This window comes from Halomonas sediminis, assembly GCF_044871105.1.
GTDB classification, from domain to species: Bacteria; Pseudomonadota; Gammaproteobacteria; order Pseudomonadales; family Halomonadaceae; genus Vreelandella; species Vreelandella zhuhanensis.
Window position 1 is genome coordinate 1,358,610 of sequence record NZ_CP085246.1, and the last position, 23,639, is coordinate 1,382,248.

A 23,639-nucleotide genomic window follows, 5' to 3' on the forward strand; every position below is an offset into this window, starting at 1 on the left:
GCGCATGCGTCTCATGCATCGGGCTTCCCCTTGGCGGGCGCTTTTTTCGGAGCATGGCCAACTCAATCGGCAGGCTTTCATGGGGCCGCTAGAAAGTATCTTTTCCACACAATCCTTGTTGGACGTCACGGAACTTGCCGATGCTCACGCCTGGCAACCTCACCTGGTGGATGTTCTGGTGCGTTACGAGTTGCCTGCCTGGCGGATTAGCCAGGTCATCAGCGACCATAATGACTGGCTCTACCGCGAAGCTATTTCACTTTCTCTCAATGAAATGCAAGGACAGGGCTGGGGCTTGCCCCCGGTGTCGTTCTGTGTCTTGACCCTGGGCTCCGTCGCGCGTCACGAAAGCTTGCTGGGACCGGATCAGGACAATGCCATGATCATCGAGAATTATCCTGACTCACGCCACCTTGAAATTGATGGCTACTTTCAGGCCCTGGGTGAACGTTTTACTCAACGGCTGGATGAGGCAGGAATTCCCTTGTGTCATGGGCATGTGATGGCGCGTTGGCCAATGTGGCGTAAGCGTGCGCATGAATGGCACGAGCAGCTTGCCTTGTGGAGCGATGATAGGCGTGTCAAAAGGGTGCAGCAGACCAATATCCTGCTGGACTTTTTTCCGGTATATGGCGAGCAAGGCCTGGCAACCCGGCTAAGCGACAGTGTGATGACGCTATTGCCTGTGGCCAAGTTGTTCCTGGATGAAATGGCGGCGCTGCTCAATGAACTGCCTGTGGCGCTGGACAGGTTGGGGCGAATCAGTGCAATTCACGATGCTCAGGCACCGCATGAAAATGCCCTGAATCTCAAGCGCCAAGGCTTGATGCCACTGGTCAGTGCGGTGCGTTTACTGGCTCTGGTGTATGGCTGTCGAGAGATATCCACCCACAAGCGCTTGATAGTGCTGGGTAACCAGTGCGATGCGCTTTCGACCTCGCAGGCGAGCACTTTGCGGGCGGGATTCGAGCGCTTGCAACAACTGCTTCTCGACCAGCAACGTCGCAACCTTAAGCTGGGGCAGATGGCGGATGGCTGGGTGGATATGGCACGGCTGCGGGACGATCAACGGCATATGCTCAAGTTCGATCTTCAGCAGATCAAGCGGCTGGTGAGTATCGCTCAGGAACAGGCGCATCGTCGTTAGGTGACGGTTGGCTTTTCCGAAGACGCAGGCTCTTTCGGCGGTGCTTCGGGTAGCTCCATGATCAAGCTGGCGCCGCCTAGGGAAGCGGCGTTTTCCACCCAGAGACGCCCTCCGAGTTGTGCGACGATACCTCGGCTGATCGGCAAGCCCAGACCGCTGCCTTTGGGTCTCCCACGGGTTTTTTCCTCTTCGTGCTGCTGAATCTGGTGAAACTTTTCGAACACGCGTTCGCGCTCGTCTTCACTGATGCCGGGGCCGTTGTCTTCCACGCTCAGACGATAGTGTTTCTTGTGGCGGTAAACCCTCAGCAAGACTTCAGGGGCTGTGTCATCGGCAAACTTGCCGGCATTGTCGAGTAGATTGATGATGACCTGTTCGAGGCGGTCCGGATCGCCGATGATCGGTGCCGGTTCCGCCTCCAATTGCATTTCCAGCCTGACCCCACGATTTTCCTGCAGCCGCGCGATGGCATCCACGCTGTGGCGTGCCAGGTGCGCCAGATCCAGCGGTTGGGGGTTCAAGGTCAGGCGTCCACTTTCCAGTCGCGCCAGATCGAGAATCTCTTCTATCAACCGCGATAGGCGCTGGCTTTCATGCACGATAACGCCTAGAAAATGACGTCTCTTCTCGTCGGGAAGGTTCTCGCCGTCACGCAGGATTTCGGCAAAGGCACGTATCGAGGTCAGTGGTGTGCGCAACTCATGGCTGACCATGGCCACAAACTCATCCTTCAAACGGTCGAGTTCCCGCAGTCGCTCGTTGGCGCCGCGCAATTCCTCGCCGATACGCGCCAGCTCCTGGGATTTTTGCTCCAGGCGACGATTATACTCTAGCGTTTGCGAGGTAGTATCGAGAATGCTGAGAATCGATTCCAGGTCGAGGGCTTCACCGCGCACCACCGAATTGATCAGCACACGGGCCGAAGCACTGCCCAAAGAGCCGGCCAATGCCTGCTCGGCGCGCGTGATAAGTTCGGTGGAAGCCGGTTGCTCATTGTCGTCCAAGGTAGGGAAAAGCGATGTCGTGGCCTGGTTGGTTGAAACGGAAAACACACGCCGGGTGGCGGGCATGCCCAGATAACGGCTCAGCAGCTCACGTAACTCGCCCTGCGTGGTCTTGCCATGCCACAGAGAGGTAGCCTGAAGGTTGGGGTTCATCGCCTCTGTGAACAGCGCCGCCTGGGTCTGTTCCAGGGGCGTCTGGCGAGTGAACAAGGAAACGCCGGCGAGCAGGCCGACGTTGGCCAACAGGCTCCAGAGCAGTGAATGGGTGTAAATATCCCAGCCTTCCAGACCGAACAAGGCATAGGGCCGTAACCAGCCAATTCCCCAGGGGCCTTGGTTGATCAAGCCGGCATCCAACCAGCCGGATTGAACGAAGCCGGGTATCAACAGGGTATAGGCCCATGCCATGAAGCCGACGATAAGGCCGAGTGTCGCTCCCTGATGGGTGGCGCCACGCCAATAAAGACCGATAAGCAGCGCCGGAGCGAATTGCGCCACGCCGGCGAATGAAACCAATCCAATCGTCACCAGGCTATAAGCATCACCGATCAGGGCGTGATACAGATACCCCAGCAGCAAGATCAATACGATCGCCACCCGGCGTATGCCCAGCAGCCATCCGGCCAGCTCTCCTTTGGTGCCCAGGTGTAGACGTTTTGAGCGCAACAACAACGGCATGATCAGCTGGTTGCTGACCATGGTCGAAAGCGCAATGGTCTCGACGATCACCATACCGGTAGCCGCCGAGAGCCCGCCGATAAATACCAGCAAAGGCAAGCCTTCCGAACCGGTGGAAAGCGGCAGGGTGAGCACGAAACTGTCCGGGTCACCGCTGAGACCGCCAAGCAGCAGACCTGCCATGGCGATAGGGATCACGAACAGGTTGATTGCCAGCAGATAAAGCGGAAACAGCCAGCTGGCACGCTTCAGATGCTGTTCATCGACATTTTCCACCACCAGCACCTGGAATTGGCGTGGCAGGGTAAAAAATGCCAGAAACGCTAGCAGTAACATCCCGACCCAGCCGGTGGCGCCACCGGGAACCGCTTCAAGGCTCATGGCTTGGGCCAATTCCGGCGTGGCGGCAACCTGGCTAAACAGCTCGCCGGGGCCTTCGAACATGACGAATACCACGAAGATGCCCACTGCCAGAAAGGCGATGAGTTTGACCAGGGATTCCAGGGCAATGGCCGCGACCATGCCTTCATGACGCTCACTGGCATCCAGGTGCCGAGTTCCAAACAGGATGATGAACACCGCCAGCACCAAGGCTACCCAAAAGGACTTGTCCATCCAGAAGGCTTCATTGATCAGGCTGGTATCGGCAGAATCGGGATAATTGACCAGAACTGCATGACTGACGGTAATGGCTTTCAGCTGCAAGGCAATATAAGGCGTGATGGTCACCAGGGCGAACAAGGCGACCAGGGCACCCAGGCTTGAGCTTTTGCCATAACGCGCGCTGATGAAATCGGCGATCGAGGTAATGCGTTGGCGGGCGGCGATGCGTACCATCTTGCGTATCAGCAGTGGCGCCATCAGCATGGCGAGTGTCGGGCCGAGGTAAATCAACAGGAAGCTGGGGCCGTGCTCGGCGGCGCGGCCGACACTGCCGTAAAACGTCCAGGCAGTGCAGTAAACCGCGATCGAAAGGGCGTAAACGGTGGGGGAGCCGATTAACGAGCGACCCTGTTCGGCGCGCCGGTCTCCCCAGGCCGCCACCACGAATAGCAATGCCAGGTAGCCGAAGGCAACGCTTAAGATGACCGGATCAGTACGCATATCAGTGCTTTGAACCGTCTTCCATCAACCAGGCGGTCAAGCCGATCAGCGTGGCCCAGGCGATAAAAATATACAGTGGCAACCAGGACAATCCTGCGGCGGGCAGGGCGTCTATCACCAACAGCAACGGCGGGCAAAACAGCAGCAAAGCGACGATGATCAGCGCGACAAGACGCTCCTGAACGCGACGCGGCCGTTGTTGTGGTGTGATGCTCATGAGGCACTGGCGTCCTGCTTGTCGAAGGCATTGGACTGAAGCGCAAGCAATTGCTCCAGGGTGTCGATGCCACGCGCTTCCAGACGGGGTAGCAAGGCCAGCCAAAGCTCAGCGGTAACTCGCGCATCGCCCAAGGCAGTGTGGCGCGTGCCGGGCGGAAACTCCAAGTCGTAACGCTGGGACAGGCTGTCCAGGTCATGCCCGTCGATAGCCTCGTCGAGCGCCCGCGAAATCAGCAGGGTATCGAGTACCGGAATATCGAAATCGACACCCTTCTGGCTGATGGCAAGCATGTCGAAGGCCGCATTATGCGCCAGCAGAACGGCCTCGCCCACGTAATCGCGAAAGCGTGCCAGAACGATGTCCAGCGGGGGTGCCCCGGCGACATCGGCATCGGTCAGCCCGTGAATCGCGGTGCTGGCCGGCGGGATAGGACGCTTGGGATCGACTTTCTGATCGAATACCTCGCTTGCCAGCAAGCGCGCATTGACCACCCGGCAGGCGCCCAGGCTGATCACGCTATCGCCCCGGCGTAACTCCAGTCCGGTGGTTTCGGTATCGAAGGCGACGACTTCCAGGCTGCGCAGGCTGCGGTTGGCCAAGGCTTCATCGGGGTGCGGCAGGTCGGCAATACCGAAATCGTGAAATTCCGGGCGGGGTGGGGTTTGCTGCCGGGGGGCGCCGACGCGCTCGGTAGCCGGCAAGGGCAGACGCAACCGGGCGTATTCGCCACCCGGGTCGGCCAGGCTCCAGATATCGCTGGCATGTTGGCGCAGCACGTCGCTGACCTTGGGGTTGAGCGGAAGCGACGGTAAGTCTTGCTGGCACCAGTTGGCCAATTCACGCTCGGGAATCGGCTTGCCACGCCATATAATATCCAGGTAAACCCGCTTGTTGCCAAGACAGACCTCGCCCTCGAACCCGTTGTCCGGCAGATAGGCGCTCAGATACTGCACCAGGGAATCCAGCAGCGCGATCAAGGCCGGGGCGTCACCGCGAAACCAGGACGGCATGCCGATCGGGGTGATCAAGCGATGCTCAGGATCGAGGCGCTCATCGAGTGCCTGCCAGAAATCATTGGACCACATGGGTGTAAGGCGTTCGCCCTGCTGGTGCATTGCCTCGAGCAGTGCGCCCATCCGGGCAACGTTCTCGCCCAGGGTCTGGCTTTCTTCATCGATGACACTTTCCAGACGCTGACGCAGCGTTGTGCTTTGCGTTCCCTGTTCGCGTAGCTGGATCAAGGCATCGGCGGCGCTGGTCAAGCTGGCACTGTGGCGGCGCAGGGGAGGCAGCATTTCGGCAAGTTCGGCGCGTATTCCCATTTCACGCGACCAGGCGGCGGTGGCGTCGTTGAAGGTCAGGAGGGTTTCGCCATCACTGCCGGGAACCCGGCGCAGCACCACTCTCAGCCAACGTTCTTCACAGGGAGTCAACAATTCGCGTGGAGAACCGTCGGCGGGCAGTTGGCTGAGCACCTCCTGCAGGCTGGCTACCGGAAGAAGGGCTTCAAGGCGCTTGCCTAACCCCAGGCTGGTATTGCCATCGAAAAAATCTTCCGCAGCCTGGTTGAAGAGCATCAAGCGGCGATGTTGGTCGCACAGCAATAACGGCGTGTCCAATACTTGCAACAAGGTTTCCAGTTCCTGACGAATCCGGGCGGCGCTCCGGGCGCCTTCGGTATGGGCCGTGGCTAAACGGCTACGATCCGCACGCCAGCTTTCTCTGACGCGACGTAAATCGGGACCCAGACTTTTCAACCAGCCTTCCGGAGGGTATTCATCCCGGGCATCCGGGTTGGCCACCAGCCGGGCCAGTTGCACCTGTAGGTGACGCAGGGGAGTGAACAGCATGCGTTCGAGCAACAAACCCACCAGGAAAATCGTTCCGCCACCGGAAAAACTGCCTAGCCATAACGCGAGGCGAGTGATGCCTTCGGGTTGTAGCTGGGCGTCGAGCCACATGGCGAAAACGGCACCGCCAAAAATACTGACCCCGCTGAGAGCCAGCCACAGGCCGATCAGCTTCTGACGTTTGGGCAGGCCGCGTGAGGTCATTTATCCGTCTCGGCGAGTAGCGCCTTGACCTTGCTGACCAGCGCCTGGGTGGAAAATGGCTTGGTGATGTAATCATCGGCACCCAATGCCATGCCTTTTTCACGTTCGATCTCGCGGCCATGGGCGGTAAGCATGATGATGGGCAAATGCGCCTTGTCGCTGTCAGCACGAAGCTGCTCGAGGACATCGAAGCCGCTGATCCCGGGCAAGCTGATATCGAGCAGAATCAAATCCGGTACTGTGTCCTTGACGCATGCCAGGGCACTTTCCCCATCTTCGGCAGTGACTACATCAAACCCAGCCTGTTCCATCAGAAATTCCAGCGAGAGTACGATGTTGGGTTCATCGTCGACCACTAGCACTCTGGCCATTGAGGTTCTCCCGGTGTTGTTCATTATTAGGATGTGGCTTTATTCAAGGAGTCTAGAGGCTCAGGCAATATGGGCCAAGACGACCTTGGCCAAATGAGTACGCCGTTTCATGGCTTGGGTTACTTGGCCGGTCTTAATTTCGGTCCCAGTGGCCCGAGCCATAACCATACTTGCAAGACCACCAATACCGGCAGTAACCAGGCTGGCGCCCCGGTTACCGAGGCCAGAACATAGTGGATCATGAAAGCGGCAATACCGCCCAATAACCCGATTATGGGAAACAGAAAAGGACGTTGGTAGCCGGCGCGCCGAGTCAGGCGGAACAGCGAGCCGGTAAAGGCACCGAAAGAGGCGGCGAGTAAAAAGGGGAGCCAGATATCTTGCATGGAAACCTCGAAAATGAAACAACAATTCCCAGCAGACTAGCGCCTTGACCCGGGGCGAGGCTCTACGACTTTCGGGCTAAACTGGCTATAAAAGTGAGTTTTCAGGTTTTAAGCGTAAATTTTCAAGTTTTTTCAATCAAGTCAGCTCGGTCTTGTCCGGGTACTCGCAGAGATCTTCGATGATGCAGCTGCCGCAGCGCGGCTTGCGGGCAACGCAGGTATAACGGCCGTGTAGAATCAACCAATGGTGGGCATCGTGGAGAAATTTCTTGGGTACATGACGCAACAGTTTCTGCTCCACTTCCGTCACATTCTTGCCCTTGGCGATGCCGGTACGGTTGGCGACACGAAAGATATGCGTATCCACTGCAATGGTGGGTTCGCCGAAGGCGGTATTGAGAATCACATTGGCTGTCTTGCGCCCTACGCCGGGCAGGGCTTCGAGATCCTCCCGGCGCCGGGGCACTTCGCCAGCGTGTTTTTCGAGCAGAAGACGGCAGGTTTTCATCAGGTTGTTGGCCTTGGTGTTGTAAAGGCCGATGGTCTTGATGTGCTCTTTCAGGCCGTCGAGGCCCAGATCGACAATGCCCTGGGGGGTATTGGCCACGGGAAACAATCTGTCCATGGCTTTGTTGACCCCCACATCCGTGGCCTGTGCGGAAAGCAATACGGCGACCAGCAATTCGAACGGGCTTTTCCATTTCAATTCGGTGGTGGGGTTGGGGTTTTCCGCTTTCAGGCGCGCGAAAATCTCGTGGCGTTTTTCGGCATTCATGGGCTGACTCTCTGCTGGCTCTATTTGATCGTGCCGGTGACCCGCACGCGACGCTCCGGCCGTTCGCTGGGCACGGCTTGGCGTCGCTTTTGGCCACGCTCATCCAGAAGGTTCTTCCCGGCAATCAAAAGGCCGGTGACGAAGAAGGCCCCGGGCGGCAAGACGAAAAACAGGAACTGATAATCGGCGATCAGGGTGAGCTCCCAACCGGCGGCCATGGGGCCGAACAGTAACGGCATGCCGCGGAACAGGGTGCCCTGGCCGAGCACTTCGCGTAAGGCACCGAGCACTAGCAGTACCGCAGCGAACCCCAGTCCCATCATCAGGCCGTCGGTGGCTGCAGGCAGTACCGGGTTACGCGAGGCGAAGGCATCGGCGCGTCCGAGAATCGCGCAGTTGGTCACGATCAGCGGAATGAAGATGCCCAGTATCTGGTAAAGCGCGTAGGTGTAAGCCGCCATCAGCAATTCGGCGCAGGTCACGAAGGCGGCGATGATCATCACGAATGCCGGCAGGCGCACCGAGGCGGGAACCTGGTGGCGAATTAGGGAGACCGCGGTGCTGGCGCCCACCAGCACCAGAAGCGTGGCCAACCCCAGCCCCAGGGCATTGACCACGCTATTGGTGACCGCCAGCAACGGGCACAACCCCAGCAGTTGCACCAGCGCCGGGTTGTTTGACCACAAGCCATTGCGGGCCAAGTCATTGAACTGGCTCATGGCGAACTCTCCTCAAATGTATCCAGCAACTGATGTTCCTCGACATAGAGCAGGGCTTGATGCACCGCCGACACCACTGCACGCGGTGTGATGGTGGCGCCACTGAAACCGTCGAAAGCGCCACCGTCCTTGTCCACCGCCCAGCCGGAAGGCGTCAGGCTTTCCAGAGACAATCCATCGAAGCGGGTAATCCAGGCGCTCTTGCGTCGCTCTATCTTGTCACCCAGGCCGGGCGTTTCCTGATGATATGTCACCCGCACCCCGCTGATACGAGCGTTTTGATCGAGTCCCACCAGCAGATGAATTGCTCCGCTGTAGCCTTGCCGGCTCACCACCGGCAAGATCAGCGCTTGGTGGTTGCCTTCATGGACTCGCCAGCCTTCTACGGTCTCGGCCTCCTTATGGCCCAGGGAGCTAGCCTCCGGCAGCCGAAAAGCGCCATCGAGCAGGGTATGTCCTTCAAGCTGGGCCAAGGGGTCAGGCAGCACCTCACGTAGCTGTCGATGCTGGAACGCAAGCTGGTTGGTCTCGATACGTTCAGCGGTGAGGGCCCGGGTGAGGCCGACACTCCCGGCGGTAATCAAGGCAAAGCAGCCGAGTGCCAAAGCGCCTCTGAGCATCGCTTGAGCGATTGTCATGAACGATCCTCCGGCGGTGGCTGATAACCGCGTGTCGGTGCCGAGTGACCCAGGGGGCGAGGGTCGCTGTAGTAATCCAGCAAGGGGGCCGCCAGGTTCATCAACAGAACGGAAAATGCCACGGCGTCCGGGTAGGCGCCGTAAGTACGTAGCAAGATTACCAATAGCCCGATGGCCGCGCCGTATATCAGCTTGCCCTTGCGGCTGGTGGCGGCTGAAACCGGGTCTGTCGCGATAAAGAACGCCCCGAGCATGGCGCCGCTGGTGAAAAGATGAAACGCAGGTGAGCCATGATGGCTGGGATCGCCCGCATATAACAAGGTGGCAAGCGCCAGCATGCTGCCGAGCATGGCCAGCGGAATGTGCCAGCTGATGATGCGCTTGTAGAGTAGCAGAATGCCTCCCGCCAACCAGGCCAGGGCGACGTGCTGCCAGGCAAGCAGCGTACCCGGTGGCAACGGATTAGCCGCCCAGAATTCACTGGCCATGAGGGCTTCACCCTTGTGCTTGAAGGCATCCAAGGGTGTCGCCCCGCTTAATGCATCCAGCTCAGTGGCCGACATCATCCCCATGAATTGACGCAAGGTAGCAAAAACATCTTCCCCCATGCCGGTGGGAGGCGACCATAAGGTCATTTGAGTGGGAAAAGACACCAGCAGCAGGGCGTAGCCGACCATTGCCGGGTTGAAGGGGTTATGGCCCAGGCCGCCGTAAAGATGCTTGGCAACCACAATGGCCGCGATCATGCCTACGCCAATCAACCACCAGGGGCTGGCGGGAGGCAGCGAGACGCCCAGCAGAACGCCGCTCAGCAGGGCGCTATGATCGTTCAAGGCCGGGCGGATGCTGCGCTTTCTCAGGCGTAGCATCAAAGCTTCAAGCCCCATGCCCAGCAAGCCTGCCAGGAGGATGTTGCTAAGCACGCCGATACCGAAATGCCAGGTCATGACGCCAATGCCCGGCAGCATCGCCAGCAGCACCCAACGCATCAGCCGGGCGGTATCCGGCGGTGTGGTGCGGCTGGCAAGGCCGGTGTCGGCGTGAGATGAGGCATGCATCATGCTCATGAGGCGCCCTTGTCGGTCTGGGGAGTATCAGAAGCGGTTTCGGCGCGTGCCGACGCCAGGCGAGCCTCGGCGGCTTCAAGGTTTTCACGGGCGGTGGCCACCTGGGTTTCCAGGTCGCTGAGATTCTGATGAGGGTCCTGCTGTGCGGTGCGCGCCAGGGCCTTTTCGGCTTTCTTCACTGCTGCCTTGGCGGCCACCTGGGCAATACGCAAGCCCTGCAAGTCGGCTTGCCCCGCGGCCGGCGAAGGCGCAGGGGTTGCGCGGCCGGCGTTGCGGCGCGCTTCACGCCGGGCCTGCTTTTCGGCTTCCTCGCGGGCTAGCCGCGCCTGGCGGAATTCGAAGCGATGGCGTGCATGTTCTGCCTTGGCCGTTTCGAGTCGCTGATGGCGGATGCGTTGCTTGGCGTTGCGGTAGTCTTCGATCAGCGGAATGTGACTGGGGCAGACGTAGCTGCAGGCGCCACATTCAATGCAGTCGAATAGATGGTAGCGGGACAGGCGTTCGTCCTGTTCGGCTCGGGCGTACCAATGCAGCTGCTGGGGAAGCAGCGCTGCCGGGCAGACCTCTTCACAGGCACCGCAGCGGATGCAGGGCTGCTCGGGCGGCGATGGCGCAAGTTCTTCCTGGGTGGCGGCAATCAGGCAGTTGGTGGCCTTGGTGACCGGCAGTTCAAGGCTTTCCAGGAGTGCCCCCATCATCGGACCACCCTGAATCAGGCGAAACAGGCGTTTTTCCTCCAGCCCGGCGGCCTGGAGCAGATCCTCAATAGAGGTACCCAGTCGGGCGATCACATTAGCCGGTCGCGCAAGCGCCTCTCCGGTCAAGGTCAGGATACGCGACACCAGGGGCGTGCCATCGCGCACCGCCTGCAAGGCGGCCAGCAAGGTGCCCGGATTATGGCAAAGCACGCCCACATCCGCCGGCAATCCACCGCTGGGCACTTCTCTGTCGAGGAGTTTCTTGATCAACTGGCGCTCACCGCCGCTGGGGTAGCGGGTGGCGATGACCTTGAGTTCCACCGGCAGGGGTATGCTATGGTTTAGCGCCTGGTTCAGGACGGCGATGGCTTCAGGCTTGTTGTCTTCGATACCGATCAGGATGCGTTTGGCACCCGCCAGATGCGCCATCAGCTGGGCACCCTCCAGAACATCCAGCGCAAAGGTACGCAACGTCATGTCGTCGGCGGTGATGTAAGGTTCACACTCCGCGGCATTGACGATCAAGGTATCCAGCGCATGACGCTCACGTACTCGAGCCTTGATGTGAGTGGGAAAGCCCGCGCCACCCAATCCCACCACGCCGCTTTCATCCAGCCGTTCGCGCAGTATTCGCGAGTCGGTAGTGCGCCAGTCAAGGACGGACATGAGCAGCCATTCATCACAGCCGTCACCCTCTATGGTTATTTGTGTGTCCGTGAGCTCAGATACATGGCCGCTGATGCTGGCATGCACGTCGGCGGAAATCATGCCGTCACGCCGGGCGATGCATTCACCAGTACGCACGTATTGGCCAGGCTCGACACAGGCAAGGGCGGCATTGCCACTGTGCTGTTTCAGCGGCAATACCACCCGTGACGGAAGCGAAGCAGCACTCAACGGTACCGAGGTGGACGATGTCTTGCGCTCAGGGGGATGAATGCCGCCGGGAAATTCAAAGGCGCGCGCCATGGTTGGCTCCTTCTTGCTCCAGCGGTAATAAGGTTACCGGTTGCCAGGCATCCAGCCGGGGAAGCATATCGATACAGTCCACCGGGCAGGGGTCGATACACAGATCGCAACCGGTGCATTCAGCCGCAATGACCGTATGCATTTGTTTAGAGGCACCCAGAATGGCATCCACCGGGCACGCCTGAATGCATTTGGTGCAGCCGATGCATTCCTCTTCGCGGATAAAAGCCACCTTGGGAGTATCCTGGGCGACACCGTCCAAGGGTGTAGGCTCACGCCCCAATAAATCAGCCAAGGCCTGGATGGTGTCCTCGCCACCGGGCGGGCACTTGTTGATGTCATCGCCGGCGCTGATCGCTTCGGCGTAAGGACGACAGCCCGGATAGCCGCATTGGCCACACTGCGTCTGAGGGAGCAAGGAATCGATCTTCTCGACGACCGGGTCGCCCTGTACCTTGAAGCGCTCACCGACAAAGCCCAGCACGGCGCCGAAAACCACCGCCATGCCGACCAATACGACAATCGCGCTGATAAGGGTATTATCAGTCAACCATTGGATCATGACGTTTTCAGCCTTGTGCCAGCCCGGAAAAGCCCAGAAATGCCAGCGACATCAGGCTGGCGGTCACCATGGCGATTGCCGCTCCGCGAAACGGCCTGGGTATATCGGCATCGGCCAGACGTTCGCGCATGGCGGCGAACAGCACCAGTACCAGGGAAAATCCCATGGCTGCGCCCAGGCCGTAAAGGGTGGTGTGCAAGAAACTCAACTGACGATTGAGCGACAAAAGCGCCACGCCTAGCACCGCACAATTGGTGGTGATCAACGGCAGAAAAATTCCCAGTACCTGATGCAGCATGGGGCTCAGCTTGCGCACCATGACCTCGGTGAATTGCACCACGGCGGCAATCACCACGATAAAGGCAATAGTGCGCAGGTATTCGACGCCCAAGGGTACCAATAGCGCGTGATACACCACGTAGCTTGCCGCCGAAGCCAGGGTTAAAACAAAGGTGGTCGCTAGCGACATGCCCATGGCGGGTTCCAGTTTGCTGGAAACTCCCATGAAGGGGCATAGCCCTAGGAACTGGACCAGGACGAAATTGTTGACCAACGCCGTACCGATCAGAATCAGTAACAGTTCATTCATCAGGAGAAGTAGTAGCGACGTTATTGGTTGATGGCGTATTGAAGAGTTTCACACGATTGCGCCCTGCGTGCTTTGCTTGGTAAAGCGCTTGATCCGCAGCGCGCATCAATGAAGAAGTATTGGATCGATTATTCGGTTCGTATGAAGCGATACCGATGCTCACGGTAATATATGGCGCTACGGGGGAAAGCGCATGAGGATAAACCAGGCTGTAGATGGTATCACGCAATTTTTGCGCAATCTCAACAAGCGCTAGTTCGCTGTGGTTGGGTAATATCGCGCTGAACTCCTCGCCTCCCGTGCGGGCGATCAAAACGTCATTAAGCGTGGCGAACTGTTGCATGCAATCGGCGATGGTTACCAAACACTTATCTCCCTCTGGGTGACCATGTTGGTCGTTGAACAGCTTGAAATGGTCAATATCCAACATCATTACCCCTAAAGGGGTGTGAGTGTTGTGAGCATTACTGACGGCTTCGGCAAGTTTGGCATCGAACAACCGGCGATTGGGAAGGCCGGTAAGGGCATCGTGAGTGGAAAGTTCGCGAAGTCCATCGGTGAGATGCTGTTGGCGTTGCAGCTGTGCTTCGAAGCCGCGGGCCAGCATCCCGATTTCGTCATTGCGGGCTTTTAATCGTTGGGTGAGTCTTGGCGGCTGTTCACAAAACTGCAAGCGATGGGTAAATTTCGTGAGGGTGCGAAGAGACTTGAGCACCATGCATTCCAACAGCAGCAATACGGTAACAATCACCAGTAACATCAAGGCGCCCGTCCAGAGAAGGGCATACACAAAGGTGGTGAAGCTGGCACGATAATGGTCGCGGTGAAGGCGGGTACCCAAGGCGAGCATGATGCCTTCCTGAGCAGTAGGCAGAAGGCGCCGTGCATGCATGATGCTTCCCTCAATGCTATGCAAGGCGTGATCCTTGACATCGGCAGCCACAGTGTCCAGCGTTATTTCAAGACCGATAAGTGATTGCATTCTCGCCTTGAATTCTGAGTCCATCTTTTGCACTTTGAACAGCCAGCCTTGTGCCGGGCCACTTTCATCCGTATGCAAGATAGAATTGGTGGCGACGAGGGCAAGGCCGGGCTGGATATATACGCTGCTTAGGCCTTGCTCAGGAATGCTGGCCAGTGACGCCTGCATCGGCTGTAGAAAAGGCGCCGCCCATGCGCAAGCGTCACTGGCCGTGCTGCAGCTGGTGTAATCGCCACTCTGCGGGTCGAGACCCGCCACCCAGTAAACTTCCTGGTCAGCATTGAAGAAGACCGTCAACTGGTAACCCATCTCCTCGAACATGTTTTGGCTAAAATTGACTTGGGCGTAGCGAGGGTTGTTTCCCTGCACGAAGTCGTAGGTATCATCCCACGTCGCCCAATCCCGCACTTGGGCCAGTAATTGTTTTTGATTCAAATTCAGGCTGCGTTCGAGCTGGTCAAGCTCTTGGGAAGCCAAGCTGCGTTCTTCTTCCAAAAGAGCAGGAAGGATGATCCATTTTCCCACCATGACCAGCGCAAATAGCGCTCCTAGCAACACCCCGCCTAATGCCAGAAAAAAACGCGTGCGTAGAGACGCAATGAAGGGTAAAGCCATGGGTAGCATCCGGCGGCAAACTTTAATTAATTTTGTCAGCTAAGCAGAATGCGTACTAATAAAAAAGCATTAAAATAAATGAGGGTAGGTAACTGTGCCTACCCTAGTTGTTAGCATGACAGGATGTTCAGATGACACGTTGCCCTGGTTCGGCGCCTGCGTCCGGCGAGAGCAGGTAAATGCCCGCGTCGTTGCCAGCGGCCAGTACCATGCCTTCGGAAATGCCGAAACGCATCTTGCGAGGTGCCAGGTTGGCCACCATGACAGTCAGGCGTCCTTCCAAGGCTTCCGGAGCGTAGGCGGAGCGAATGCCCGAGAACACCGTGCGGGTCTCGCCGCCAAGGTCGAGTGTCAGTTTAAGCAGCTTGTCGGCACCTTCGACGTACTCAGCCTTGGCGATCCGCACGATACGCAGGTCAACCTTGCTGAAATCTTCAAAACCTATCTCGGGAGCGATCGGCTCTTCAGTCAGCGGTCCCTTGGCGGTTTCCTTTAGCTTTTGCTCGACCACCAGATCCTCCTTCGAGGCTTCGATCATGGCGTCAATCCTGTCCCGCTCCACCCGCGTCATCAGCGGCTTGAACTTCTTGATTTCATGGGCCAGCAAGACGTCATGTCGGCTATGCCAATCGAGAGTTTCCAGGTTCAGAAACTCGCGTGCCTGTTCGGCCATGGCCGGCACCACCGGTGCCAGGTAGACCATTAATTGGCGGAAAAGGTTGATGCCTACCGAACAGATTTCCAGCACGTCCTGTTCGTGGCCGGGTTGTTTGGCCAGCACCCAGGGTTCTTTTTCGGCAATATACGTATTGGCTTCATCGGCGAGCTCCATCACTTTACGCATGGCGCGTCCGAAATCGCGCGCTTCAAAGTCCTCGGCGATGACGTCACCGGCGGCAATGAAACGTGCCAGCATATCCGGTTGCGTGCAATGCGCCGAAAGCGTGCCATCGCCGAGCTTCTTGACGAAGCCTGCGCAGCGGCTGGCGATGTTGACTACCTTGCCCACCAGGTCTGAATTCACCCGGGCGGCAAAGTCGCTGAGATTCAAGTCAAGATCATCGACACCCGACGTCAATTTGGCTGCAAAATAATAGCGCAGGTATTCCGGGTTCAGGTGGTCGGCATAGGTGGCCGCCTTGATGAAAGTCCCGCGAGACTTGGACATCTTGGCACCGTCCACGGTCACGAACCCATGGCAATTGACCGCCGTGGGGGTGCGGAAATCGGCGCCATGCAGCATGGCCGGCCAGAACAACGCATGAAAATAGACAATGTCCTTGCCGATGAAATGATAGATCTCGGCATCGGAGCCTGGCGCCCAATAGCTGTCGAAATCGATGCCTTCGCGGTCACAGAGGTTCTTGAAGCTGGCCAGGTAACCGATCGGAGCGTCCAGCCACACATAAAAGTACTTGCCCGGTGCATCGGGAATTTCAAAGCCGAAGTAAGGGGCATCGCGGGAAATGTCCCATTCGTTAAAGCCGGACTCGAACCATTCCATCAGCTTGTTGCGAATCTGGGGCTGAACATGGCCGGCGTCGATCCAGCGCTGCAGGAACTCGACGAAGTCCGGCAGCTTGAAGAAATAGTGGCTCGAGCGTCTGATTTCCGGCGTGGCGCCGGAAATGGCCGAGACTGGATTGATCAATTCAGCCGGGGTGTAAGTCGCGCCACAAGCTTCGCAATTGTCGCCGTATTGATCCTCGGCACGGCATTTGGGGCAGGTGCCCTTGATGAAACGGTCCGCCAGGAACAGGCCTTTCTGGGGATCATACATCTGCTCGATGTCGCGAATGGCGATATGGCCCTTGTCGCGCAGACGCGTGTAGATCAACTCACTAAAATAACGATTTTCGTCTGAATGCGTGGAATGGTAGTTATCGAATGCCACCCCGAAGCGGGCGAAATCTTCCTGATGGTCCCGCGAGACGCGCTCGATCAAGGCCTGTGAGGTAATGCCTTCCTGTTCCGCACGCAGCATGATGGCGGTGCCGTGGGCGTCGTCGGCGCATACATAATGGCATTGCTGGCCGCGGCTTTTCTGGAAACGCACCCAGATATCGGTCTGGATGTATTCCAGCAAGTGGCCGAGGTGGATGGCGCCGTTGGCATAGGGCAGGGCGCTGGTGACCAGTATCTTGCGCGTGGCGGTATTCGACATGGTGATTGACACTTCCGTTGGCATCAGACGGTAACAAAAAAGGGGGCGAAGATTGTAGCGATCTTCGCCCGTGGTTGCATTCAGCCACTCAAACCCCGGGTCGGGTCAGTACAAGCCTTGCTCTTCCTGGACCACTTCTTTCAGCAATTCGAGATAAAGCTTATCCGCTTCGGAATGCTCGGCCGGGTCTTCAGGAATATGCACGCTGGTGGTATCGGAAATATCATTGGCGATACGCGCCATGACGTCGGCGCTGCTGCCTTCTTCCGCTAAATGCTTGCGAGCGATGTCGAGCGACTGATCCAGGATTTTAGGATCTTGCAGTAGTTTGCGTACAAAATCGCGCAGCTCATTGATAATGCGGGTTTTTTGAATTTCAGATGCGGACATGACAATCTCCTTGTAGTCGCAGCCGGCGGTGAGACAAGGCAGTGCCGGTCAATTTGCTGACCATAGCATTTTTTCTGTTGGCCGGCATGGCGAGGTTGCGCCTTGTCCGCCACTTGCTGCTTAGGGGGTTAGGCGTCCTGCTTTATGTTTTACCGGGTTGGCGTATTGCGCCAGCCACCAGGGGCGTAATTCCTCCGGCACCTCGGCTAGCCGTTGATTGAAGCGTTCACGGTCGGCGGGGGTGATGACGTTGCGCGCCACCAGTTCGGGCGCATCTCCCAGCGCTTCGAGTGCCAGGTAGTGGCTGGGAAACAAACGATAGCCGCCGATCACCTGACGATCGATTTCCGCTGCGGCTTCATCCGGAGTGGCGATGTCGGAGCCGATGGGGCTACCGAAACGCAGCTGCACGCGACCTTTCGCGCCGGTAATCCCGGTCACGATCGAGCTGATGTCCTCGAATTCGCTCTTGGCATACTCGCCCTGGGTATGAATGGCGTGTAACTCCTGCGCCTTCTGCATATCGCAGGGATCGTATTCGTAGCTGATCGAGATCGGTACCAGCTTGAGTTCCTTGACGGCTTCGCCGAAATCAACGTTACGCTCAGCGGTGCGCCTGGCCATGGTCAGCATCTTGATGATGGCCGGGTCAGTGCGGTCAATGCCGTTTTTGGCGCGGCCTTCGCGCTGGGCCATCCATATCGAGTGATTGTCTTCGAGAATCGAGTGACGGATATAGGACGAAAGCGTCTGATAAGCCGCCAGCATGGCGCGCTTGCCCCTTGCGCTACGCGGCACGATGAAGCTCTTGTTCAAGCGCATCAGGTCGGTAACGTAGGGCTTTTTCAAGAGGTTATCACCGATGGCAATACGTACCGTATCGCGATCGGCCTGATACAGCGCATAGTTGACGAATGCCGGGTCGAGGGCAATATCGCGGTGATTACCGATGAACAGATAAGCACTGTCAGCGTCGAGCTTTTCCAGTCCTTCGACCTGAAAGGCATCGGTAGTGGTGCGAATCATGCGGTCCATGTAATGCGCGATACGCATTTGAAAATCACGCACCGTGGTCACGCCCCTGACCTCACGGCGTATGGCAACGCTTGCCAAGGTGCGGGCCAAGGGCGGTGCCCAACGTGCCAGGCGAGGCAAGCGAAATTGCGTCAACGCATCGAGCAGTTCGGCATCGTGTGACAGGCGCGTGAGGACATCAGCCACCTCGTGATCCATGTAAGGTCGGACGTCGGCCCATGGGTCTTGTGTGGCATCGGCAGAAAGGGCATCAGGGGTATGAGTCATGCGATCCGTAGGCTGGTGCCAAAATAAGAGTTAGCGAAAAGGGCGTGCAAGCATGTCGGTAAAAAAGGCCTGTGCAGGAAACGATTCATGCAAGAAGCCAGTCACGCAGGAAAGCTGTCGCGTCCTGTCTCGGCTTCGCCGCCGAGCCATTCGATCAATCGGGTGATGTCATCCGATAACGCCTGTGCCATCAGGATGAAATCCGTTTCCAGGCGTACCAGGGCGTCGTCACCGTCTTCAGCATGATCGGCTTCCTCGATCAAGGCATCGCTGAAGCGCAGCGACTTGAGCGCCAGGTCGTCATGCAGAATGAATCGAAGCCGACCCGCCAGATTTACCGCCAGTTTACTGGCTTGGCGGCCGCTTGCCAGTAGCTGCTGAATTTCATCGCTGTCCAGATCCACCTGGCGGGCACGCAGCACACCATCATCGCCCTTGGCCTTGAGCTCGACCTGATCACCGAGTTCCAGGTCGCTGGGGCGGCTTTCCGGGTCGCCGAGCCAAGTGGTCATGGCGCGAATTGGCAATGCCTGAGTGGCGAGAGGCGTGACCTTGAGACTCCCCAGCGTTTCACGCAGCAGGTCGAGCACATCTTCGGCCCGCGTACGGCTGCTGGCGTTGATGCCGATCAAGTTGCGCCTTGTGTCCCACCATAAATCGATTTTCTGACTGCGTATGAAAGCCTGCGGTAATAGTGTTTCGGTTACCTGCTCCTTGATGGCGGTCTTTTCCTTGCGCGTAAGCTTGCGACCTTCGCGTGATTCGATGTCGCTGACCTGTTCCTCGACTTCTTCGCGCACCACCGACGCAGGCAGCAAGCGCTCCTGGCGCAAGGCACTGAGCAATCGGTGGCCTTGAAGTTCATGCAGGTAATGGCCGCTTCCCAGTCGTCCCGCCGGAGCACACCAGCCTAATCGGCGTGCTTGTGTGCCACCTAATGGCTGACTGGCCTGGTCGGCAAGGGCTTGTTCCAGCGCCTCTGGCGGCATGTCCGGGGCGCCGTGCAAGCGATAAAGGTGCAAGTGCTTGAACCACATGGAGCATATCCTGTGCAAAGGGCTGCTCATTATGGCGAAAGCCGGCGATACGTACCAGTGCTGCGAACCGGATCAGGTATTAAAGCCTGTGCGGTGAAGGGTCAAATATGGGGGCAGTGCTGACGGCATTGATGATAGTCGAATCGGCGTTAACGCCCTTCTGAGCCGCTCAGAGCGTTTTTGGCTGTATTTGTGTGGGTGTGCTGCGGCTGCCCTTGCCGCCTGTGCAGTGGTATGATGTCCAGGTAATTGCGCGCCGTGCCCCGGCATCTTGTTGCGCTTTCAACTCTCGCAATGCAAATGCAGTGCAAAGGATCTGACTTTCATGGGTGACATCGCCAGAGAAATCCTGCCCGTCAATATCGAAGACGAGCTTAAACAGTCGTATCTCGACTACGCGATGAGTGTCATTATCGGTCGCGCTCTTCCCGACGTGCGCGACGGCCTCAAGCCGGTTCATCGGCGTGTGTTGTTTGCCATGCATGAACTGAGTAATGACTGGAACAAACCGTACAAGAAATCGGCGCGTGTGGTCGGCGATGTCATCGGTAAATATCACCCCCATGGTGACAGTGCCGTTTATGACACCATCGTCCGCATGGCCCAGCATTTCTCGATGCGCCACGTTCTGGTCGATGGCCAAGGGAACTTCGGTTCGATAGACGGCGATAGTGCCGCCGCCATGCGTTACACCGAAGTGCGCATGTCCAAGCTGGCGCATGAGCTTCTCGCCGACCTGGAAAAGGATACCGTCGATTGGGTCGACAACTACGACGGTACCGAGCGTATTCCCGACGTTATGCCGACCAAAGTGCCCAATCTGTTGATTAACGGCTCTTCGGGGATCGCCGTAGGCATGGCGACCAATATTCCCCCGCACAATATGCGCGAAGTCATCGATGGCTGTCTGGCATTGATCGATGACTACACCTTGTCGATCGATGATTTGATGCATTACATCCCCGGCCCGGATTTCCCCACCGGGGCCATCATCAATGGCCGTGCGGGCATCATCGATGCCTATCACACCGGGCGTGGGCGCATTTATGTGCGGGCCTGTCACACCATCGAGCACGACGATAAATCCGGCCGCGACCATATCATCATCAGCGAACTGCCTTATCAGGTGAACAAGGCGCGGTTGATCGAAAAGATCGCCGAGCTGGTGAAAGACAAGAAAATCGAAGGCATTGCCGAATTGCGCGACGAATCCGACAAGGATGGCTTGCGCGTCGTGATCGAGGTCAAGCGCGGCGAGTCGGGCGAGGTCGTGGTCAATAACCTCTTTGCCCAGACTCAGCTGCAAAACGTGTTCGGTATCAATATGGTGGCGTTGGAAAACGGCCAGCCGCGCACGCTGAACCTCAAGCAAATGCTGGAAGCCTTTATCCGTCACCGCCGCGAGGTAGTGACCCGGCGTACGCTGTTCGAGCTCAAGAAAGCCCGTGAGCGCGGCCATATCCTGGAAGGTTTGGCGGTAGCGATTTCCAATATCGACCAGGTTATCGAGCTGATCAAGGCATCGCCCAACGCCGCTGAAGCCCGCGAAAAGCTACTGGCCAAGAACTGGGAGCCGGGACAGGTCACCGGCATGCTGGAGCGTGCCGGGGCTACCTCGTGCAAGCCCGAAGAGCTGGAAGAGGGTTACGGTCTCAATCCTTCCGCGACGCAGTATCGGTTGTCTCAAGCCCAGGCCCAGGCGATCCTGGAGTTACGCCTGCATCGTTTGACCGGGCTGGAAACCGAAAAACTGCTGGATGAATACCTCGCCATCCTCGAAAAAATCGCCGAATTGACGCGGATTCTGGCCTCGGCCGATCGCTTGATGGAAGTGATTCGCGAAGAGTTGCACGCGGTACGCGACCAGTTCGGCAATGATCGGCGCAGCGAGATCCAGTTCAGCCATCTGGACTTGAGCATGGAAGACCTGATTGCCGAGGAAGACATGGTGGTCACGGTGTCACGCTCGGGTTACGCCAAGACGCAGCCGCTTTCCGACTATCAGGCGCAGCGCCGTGGTGGGCGCGGAAAATCCGCTACCGCCATGAAAGACGAGGACGTCATCGAGCACCTGCTGGTGGCCTCGACGCATGACACCATCCTGCTGTTTTCCAACCGTGGCAAGGTCTATTGGCTCAAGGTCTATGAGATGCCCAATGCCAGCCGTGGGTCGCGCGGCAAGCCATTGGTCAATTTGCTGCCGCTGGACGAAGGCGAGGTGATCAGCACCATCCTGCCGGTGCGCGGCTACGACCCCGAACATTACATTTTCTTCGCCACCGCCAAGGGTACCGTCAAGCGTACCAGCCTGGAGCAGTTCTCACGGCCGCGTAGCGTGGGCCTGATCGCCATCGACCTGGAAGAAGACGACCGCCTGGTGGGCGCGGCGATTACCTCCGGTGTCGATCATGCCATGATGCTGTCTTCCAATGGCAAGGCGATTCGTTTCGAGGAAGGCAACGTTCGCGCCATGGGGCGCACGGCGCGTGGCGTGCGCGGTATGCGCCTGGCCAAGGGCGCCGAGGTGATCAGCCTGATCATTCCCCAGAGCCAGAAGATCGATGTGGAAGAAGAGGCTGAAAACGAAGCAGCCGTTGAATCTGCAGGCGAAAGCAGCAATGCAGGACAGATCTACATCTTGACCGCCAGCGAAAATGGCTATGGCAAACGTACCCGTCTGGAAGAATTCCCGCTGCGCGGGCGCGGTGGTCAAGGCGTTATCGCGATGCAGACCAGCGAGCGCAACGGCTCACTGGTAGCGGCCATGCAGGTCTATCCCAGCGATGAAATGATGCTGATTACCGATCGTGGCACCCTGGTGCGTACCCGTGTGGAAGAGGTCTCGTCCACATCGCGTAACACCCAGGGCGTCATGCTGATTCGTCTGGGTGTAAACGAAAAGCTGGTCAAGACCGTGCGCATCGATGAGCTGGAAGACGCGCCGCTGGAAACAGACGAGGCCCTGGAAGCACCGCTGTCGGGGGAAGCGCAGGCGCAAGAAGCGCCGCTGAGCGCAGAGCCGAACAGCGATTTACAGGACGATTCAGGGGAAGGGCAGTCTGATGACACGTCACTATAATTTCTGCGCCGGACCGGCGGCGCTACCTCAGGCGGTACTCGAACGCGCCCAGCGCGAGTTGCTCGATTACCAGGGGCATGGGCTTTCGATAATGGAAATGAGCCATCGCAGTGATGAGTTCGTCGCCATTGCCGAAAAGGCCGAGGCGGACCTGCGGGAATTGTTGCAGCTGCCTGATAACTATCGCGTCCTGTTCCTGCAGGGGGGCGCCAGCCTGCAGTTTGCCATGTTGCCGATGAACCTCTTGGGTAATGGTGGCAGTGCCAATTTCATCCATACCGGCATCTGGGGCAAGAAGGCGATCGCCGAGGCGAGGCATCTCGGGTTTGATTACTATGTGGCCGCCAGCAGTGAGGCCAATGGCCAGACAGCCGTACCTCGGCCCTCGGCGCTAAAATTAAGCGACCAGGCGGCTTATCTGCATTACACCGCCAATGAAACCATCGGCGGGCTCGAATTCGATTACACTCCAGAGGCTGTTCGCCCGGACGGTGTCGAGGTGCCGCTGGTCTGTGACATGTCGTCGAGTATTCTTGCCGCTCCTCTGGATGTGTCGAAATTCGGCATCATCTACGCCGGTGCACAGAAGAATATCGGCCCGGCGGGATTGACGCTGGTAATCGTGCGCGATGATCTGCTCGATCAAGCCTGTAAGGCCATTCCTTCCTTGTTCGATTACAAGGCGATGGCGGAGGGCGGCTCAATGGTCAATACGCCACCTACTTATGCCTGGTACCTTGCCGGGCTGGTGTTCCAATGGCTGAAAGCCGATATCGGCGGGCTGGATGCCATGGGGGCTATCAATGCTCGTAAAGCCGCCAAGCTGTATGCCGCGATCGATACCAGCGGCCTTTATTCCAACCCCATAGTGGCGGCCAACCGCTCACGCATGAATGTTCCGTTCGTGCTGGCGGATAGCCGTCTGGACGCGGACTTTCTGAGCGAAGCGAATGCCGCCGGGTTGCTGAACCTCAAAGGCCACCGCAGCGTGGGGGGGATGCGGGCTAGCTTGTACAATGCCGTGCCTGAAGACGCCGTGGATACGTTGATCGCCTTCATGGCGGATTTCGAACAAAGAAGGGGCTAATC

At 58.0% G+C, this 23,639-nt stretch carries 20 protein-coding genes; 3 read left to right on the forward strand and 17 right to left on the reverse strand.

Features of this window, described 5'->3' with window-relative positions; genetic code table 11:
• The first annotated feature begins 4 nt into the window (after positions 1–4).
• Positions 5–1,147 carry a DUF294 nucleotidyltransferase-like domain-containing protein gene (locus LG290_RS06575; protein WP_499836731.1) on the forward strand — a complete coding sequence of 381 codons (1,143 nt, stop codon included), beginning with the start codon at positions 5–7 and terminating at the stop codon, positions 1,145–1,147.
• Here LG290_RS06575 and LG290_RS06580 read toward each other — a convergent pair.
• The 17 genes from LG290_RS06580 to LG290_RS06660 all read right to left on the reverse strand — a co-directional run bounded on the left by LG290_RS06580 (position 1,144) and on the right by LG290_RS06660 (position 19,471).
• The gene (locus tag LG290_RS06580) at positions 1,144–3,933 is read right to left on the reverse strand and encodes an ATP-binding protein (RefSeq protein WP_499836732.1); all 2,790 of its coding nucleotides are present in this window, start codon (positions 3,931–3,933) and stop codon (positions 1,144–1,146) included. The two genes, LG290_RS06575 and LG290_RS06580, sit on opposite strands and share 4 nt — an antisense overlap.
• 1 nt (position 3,934) lies before the next feature.
• Positions 3,935–4,150: a hypothetical protein gene (locus tag LG290_RS06585; protein ID WP_499836733.1), complete on the reverse strand. Its 216-nt coding sequence runs from the start codon at positions 4,148–4,150 to the stop codon at positions 3,935–3,937.
• Positions 4,147–6,207 carry a 3'-5' exonuclease gene (locus LG290_RS06590; RefSeq protein WP_499836734.1) on the reverse strand — a complete coding sequence of 687 codons (2,061 nt, stop codon included), beginning with the start codon at positions 6,205–6,207 and terminating at the stop codon, positions 4,147–4,149. The genes LG290_RS06585 and LG290_RS06590 overlap by 4 nt, the downstream gene beginning before the upstream one ends.
• Positions 6,204–6,578, reverse strand: coding sequence for a response regulator transcription factor (locus tag LG290_RS06595; protein WP_499836735.1), 375 nt, complete (start codon positions 6,576–6,578; stop codon positions 6,204–6,206). The genes LG290_RS06590 and LG290_RS06595 overlap by 4 nt, the downstream gene beginning before the upstream one ends.
• A gap of 119 nt (positions 6,579–6,697) precedes the next feature.
• Complete coding sequence (locus LG290_RS06600) at positions 6,698–6,964, reverse strand: hypothetical protein (protein WP_499836736.1); 267 nt, start codon at positions 6,962–6,964, stop codon at positions 6,698–6,700.
• Between the two features lie 136 nt (positions 6,965–7,100).
• Positions 7,101–7,739 (reverse strand): endonuclease III, encoded by a 639-nt coding sequence (nth, locus tag LG290_RS06605; protein WP_499836737.1) that lies wholly within the window; start codon positions 7,737–7,739, stop codon positions 7,101–7,103.
• A 20-nt stretch (positions 7,740–7,759) separates the two neighbouring features.
• Entirely contained in the window at positions 7,760–8,458 is a 699-nt protein-coding gene (locus tag LG290_RS06610) for an electron transport complex subunit E (protein ID WP_499836738.1), read from the reverse strand.
• Positions 8,455–9,096 carry an RnfABCDGE type electron transport complex subunit G gene (locus tag LG290_RS06615; protein ID WP_499836739.1) on the reverse strand — a complete coding sequence of 214 codons (642 nt, stop codon included), beginning with the start codon at positions 9,094–9,096 and terminating at the stop codon, positions 8,455–8,457. Before LG290_RS06615 ends, LG290_RS06610 begins: the two co-directional genes overlap by 4 nt.
• Positions 9,093–10,163, reverse strand: a complete 1,071-nt coding sequence (locus LG290_RS06620; RefSeq protein ID WP_499836740.1) for an RnfABCDGE type electron transport complex subunit D — start codon at positions 10,161–10,163, stop codon at positions 9,093–9,095. Before LG290_RS06620 ends, LG290_RS06615 begins: the two co-directional genes overlap by 4 nt.
• Positions 10,160–11,830: an electron transport complex subunit RsxC gene (gene rsxC / locus LG290_RS06625; RefSeq protein WP_499836741.1), complete on the reverse strand. Its 1,671-nt coding sequence runs from the start codon at positions 11,828–11,830 to the stop codon at positions 10,160–10,162. The genes LG290_RS06620 and rsxC overlap by 4 nt, the downstream gene beginning before the upstream one ends.
• Positions 11,814–12,392: an electron transport complex subunit RsxB gene (gene rsxB, locus LG290_RS06630; RefSeq protein WP_160416932.1), complete on the reverse strand. Its 579-nt coding sequence runs from the start codon at positions 12,390–12,392 to the stop codon at positions 11,814–11,816. The genes rsxC and rsxB overlap by 17 nt, the downstream gene beginning before the upstream one ends.
• Positions 12,393–12,399: 7 nt before the next feature.
• Positions 12,400–12,981, reverse strand: coding sequence for an electron transport complex subunit RsxA (gene rsxA / locus LG290_RS06635; protein ID WP_160416931.1), 582 nt, complete (start codon positions 12,979–12,981; stop codon positions 12,400–12,402).
• The gene (locus LG290_RS06640) at positions 12,974–14,578 is read right to left on the reverse strand and encodes a sensor domain-containing diguanylate cyclase (RefSeq protein ID WP_499836742.1); all 1,605 of its coding nucleotides are present in this window, start codon (positions 14,576–14,578) and stop codon (positions 12,974–12,976) included. Before LG290_RS06640 ends, rsxA begins: the two co-directional genes overlap by 8 nt.
• A gap of 127 nt (positions 14,579–14,705) precedes the next feature.
• Positions 14,706–16,742, reverse strand: coding sequence for a methionine--tRNA ligase (gene metG, locus LG290_RS06645; protein ID WP_499836743.1), 2,037 nt, complete (start codon positions 16,740–16,742; stop codon positions 14,706–14,708).
• 105 nt (positions 16,743–16,847) lie between these two features.
• Positions 16,848–17,132 carry a hypothetical protein gene (locus tag LG290_RS06650; protein WP_160416929.1) on the reverse strand — a complete coding sequence of 95 codons (285 nt, stop codon included), beginning with the start codon at positions 17,130–17,132 and terminating at the stop codon, positions 16,848–16,850.
• A 120-nt stretch (positions 17,133–17,252) separates the two neighbouring features.
• Positions 17,253–18,434 carry a 1-acyl-sn-glycerol-3-phosphate acyltransferase gene (locus LG290_RS06655; protein ID WP_160416928.1) on the reverse strand — a complete coding sequence of 394 codons (1,182 nt, stop codon included), beginning with the start codon at positions 18,432–18,434 and terminating at the stop codon, positions 17,253–17,255.
• Positions 18,435–18,535: 101 nt separating this feature from the next.
• Positions 18,536–19,471, reverse strand: coding sequence for a recombination-associated protein RdgC (locus LG290_RS06660; RefSeq protein WP_499836744.1), 936 nt, complete (start codon positions 19,469–19,471; stop codon positions 18,536–18,538).
• Between the two features lie 325 nt (positions 19,472–19,796).
• Between LG290_RS06660 and gyrA the strand changes: the two genes are divergently transcribed.
• Positions 19,797–22,550: a DNA gyrase subunit A gene (gyrA, locus tag LG290_RS06665; protein ID WP_499836745.1), complete on the forward strand. Its 2,754-nt coding sequence runs from the start codon at positions 19,797–19,799 to the stop codon at positions 22,548–22,550.
• A complete protein-coding gene (serC, locus tag LG290_RS06670) occupies positions 22,534–23,637 on the forward strand; it encodes a 3-phosphoserine/phosphohydroxythreonine transaminase (protein WP_499836746.1) in 1,104 nt (367 codons plus the stop codon). The genes gyrA and serC overlap by 17 nt, the downstream gene beginning before the upstream one ends.
• Positions 23,638–23,639 lie beyond the last annotated feature (2 nt).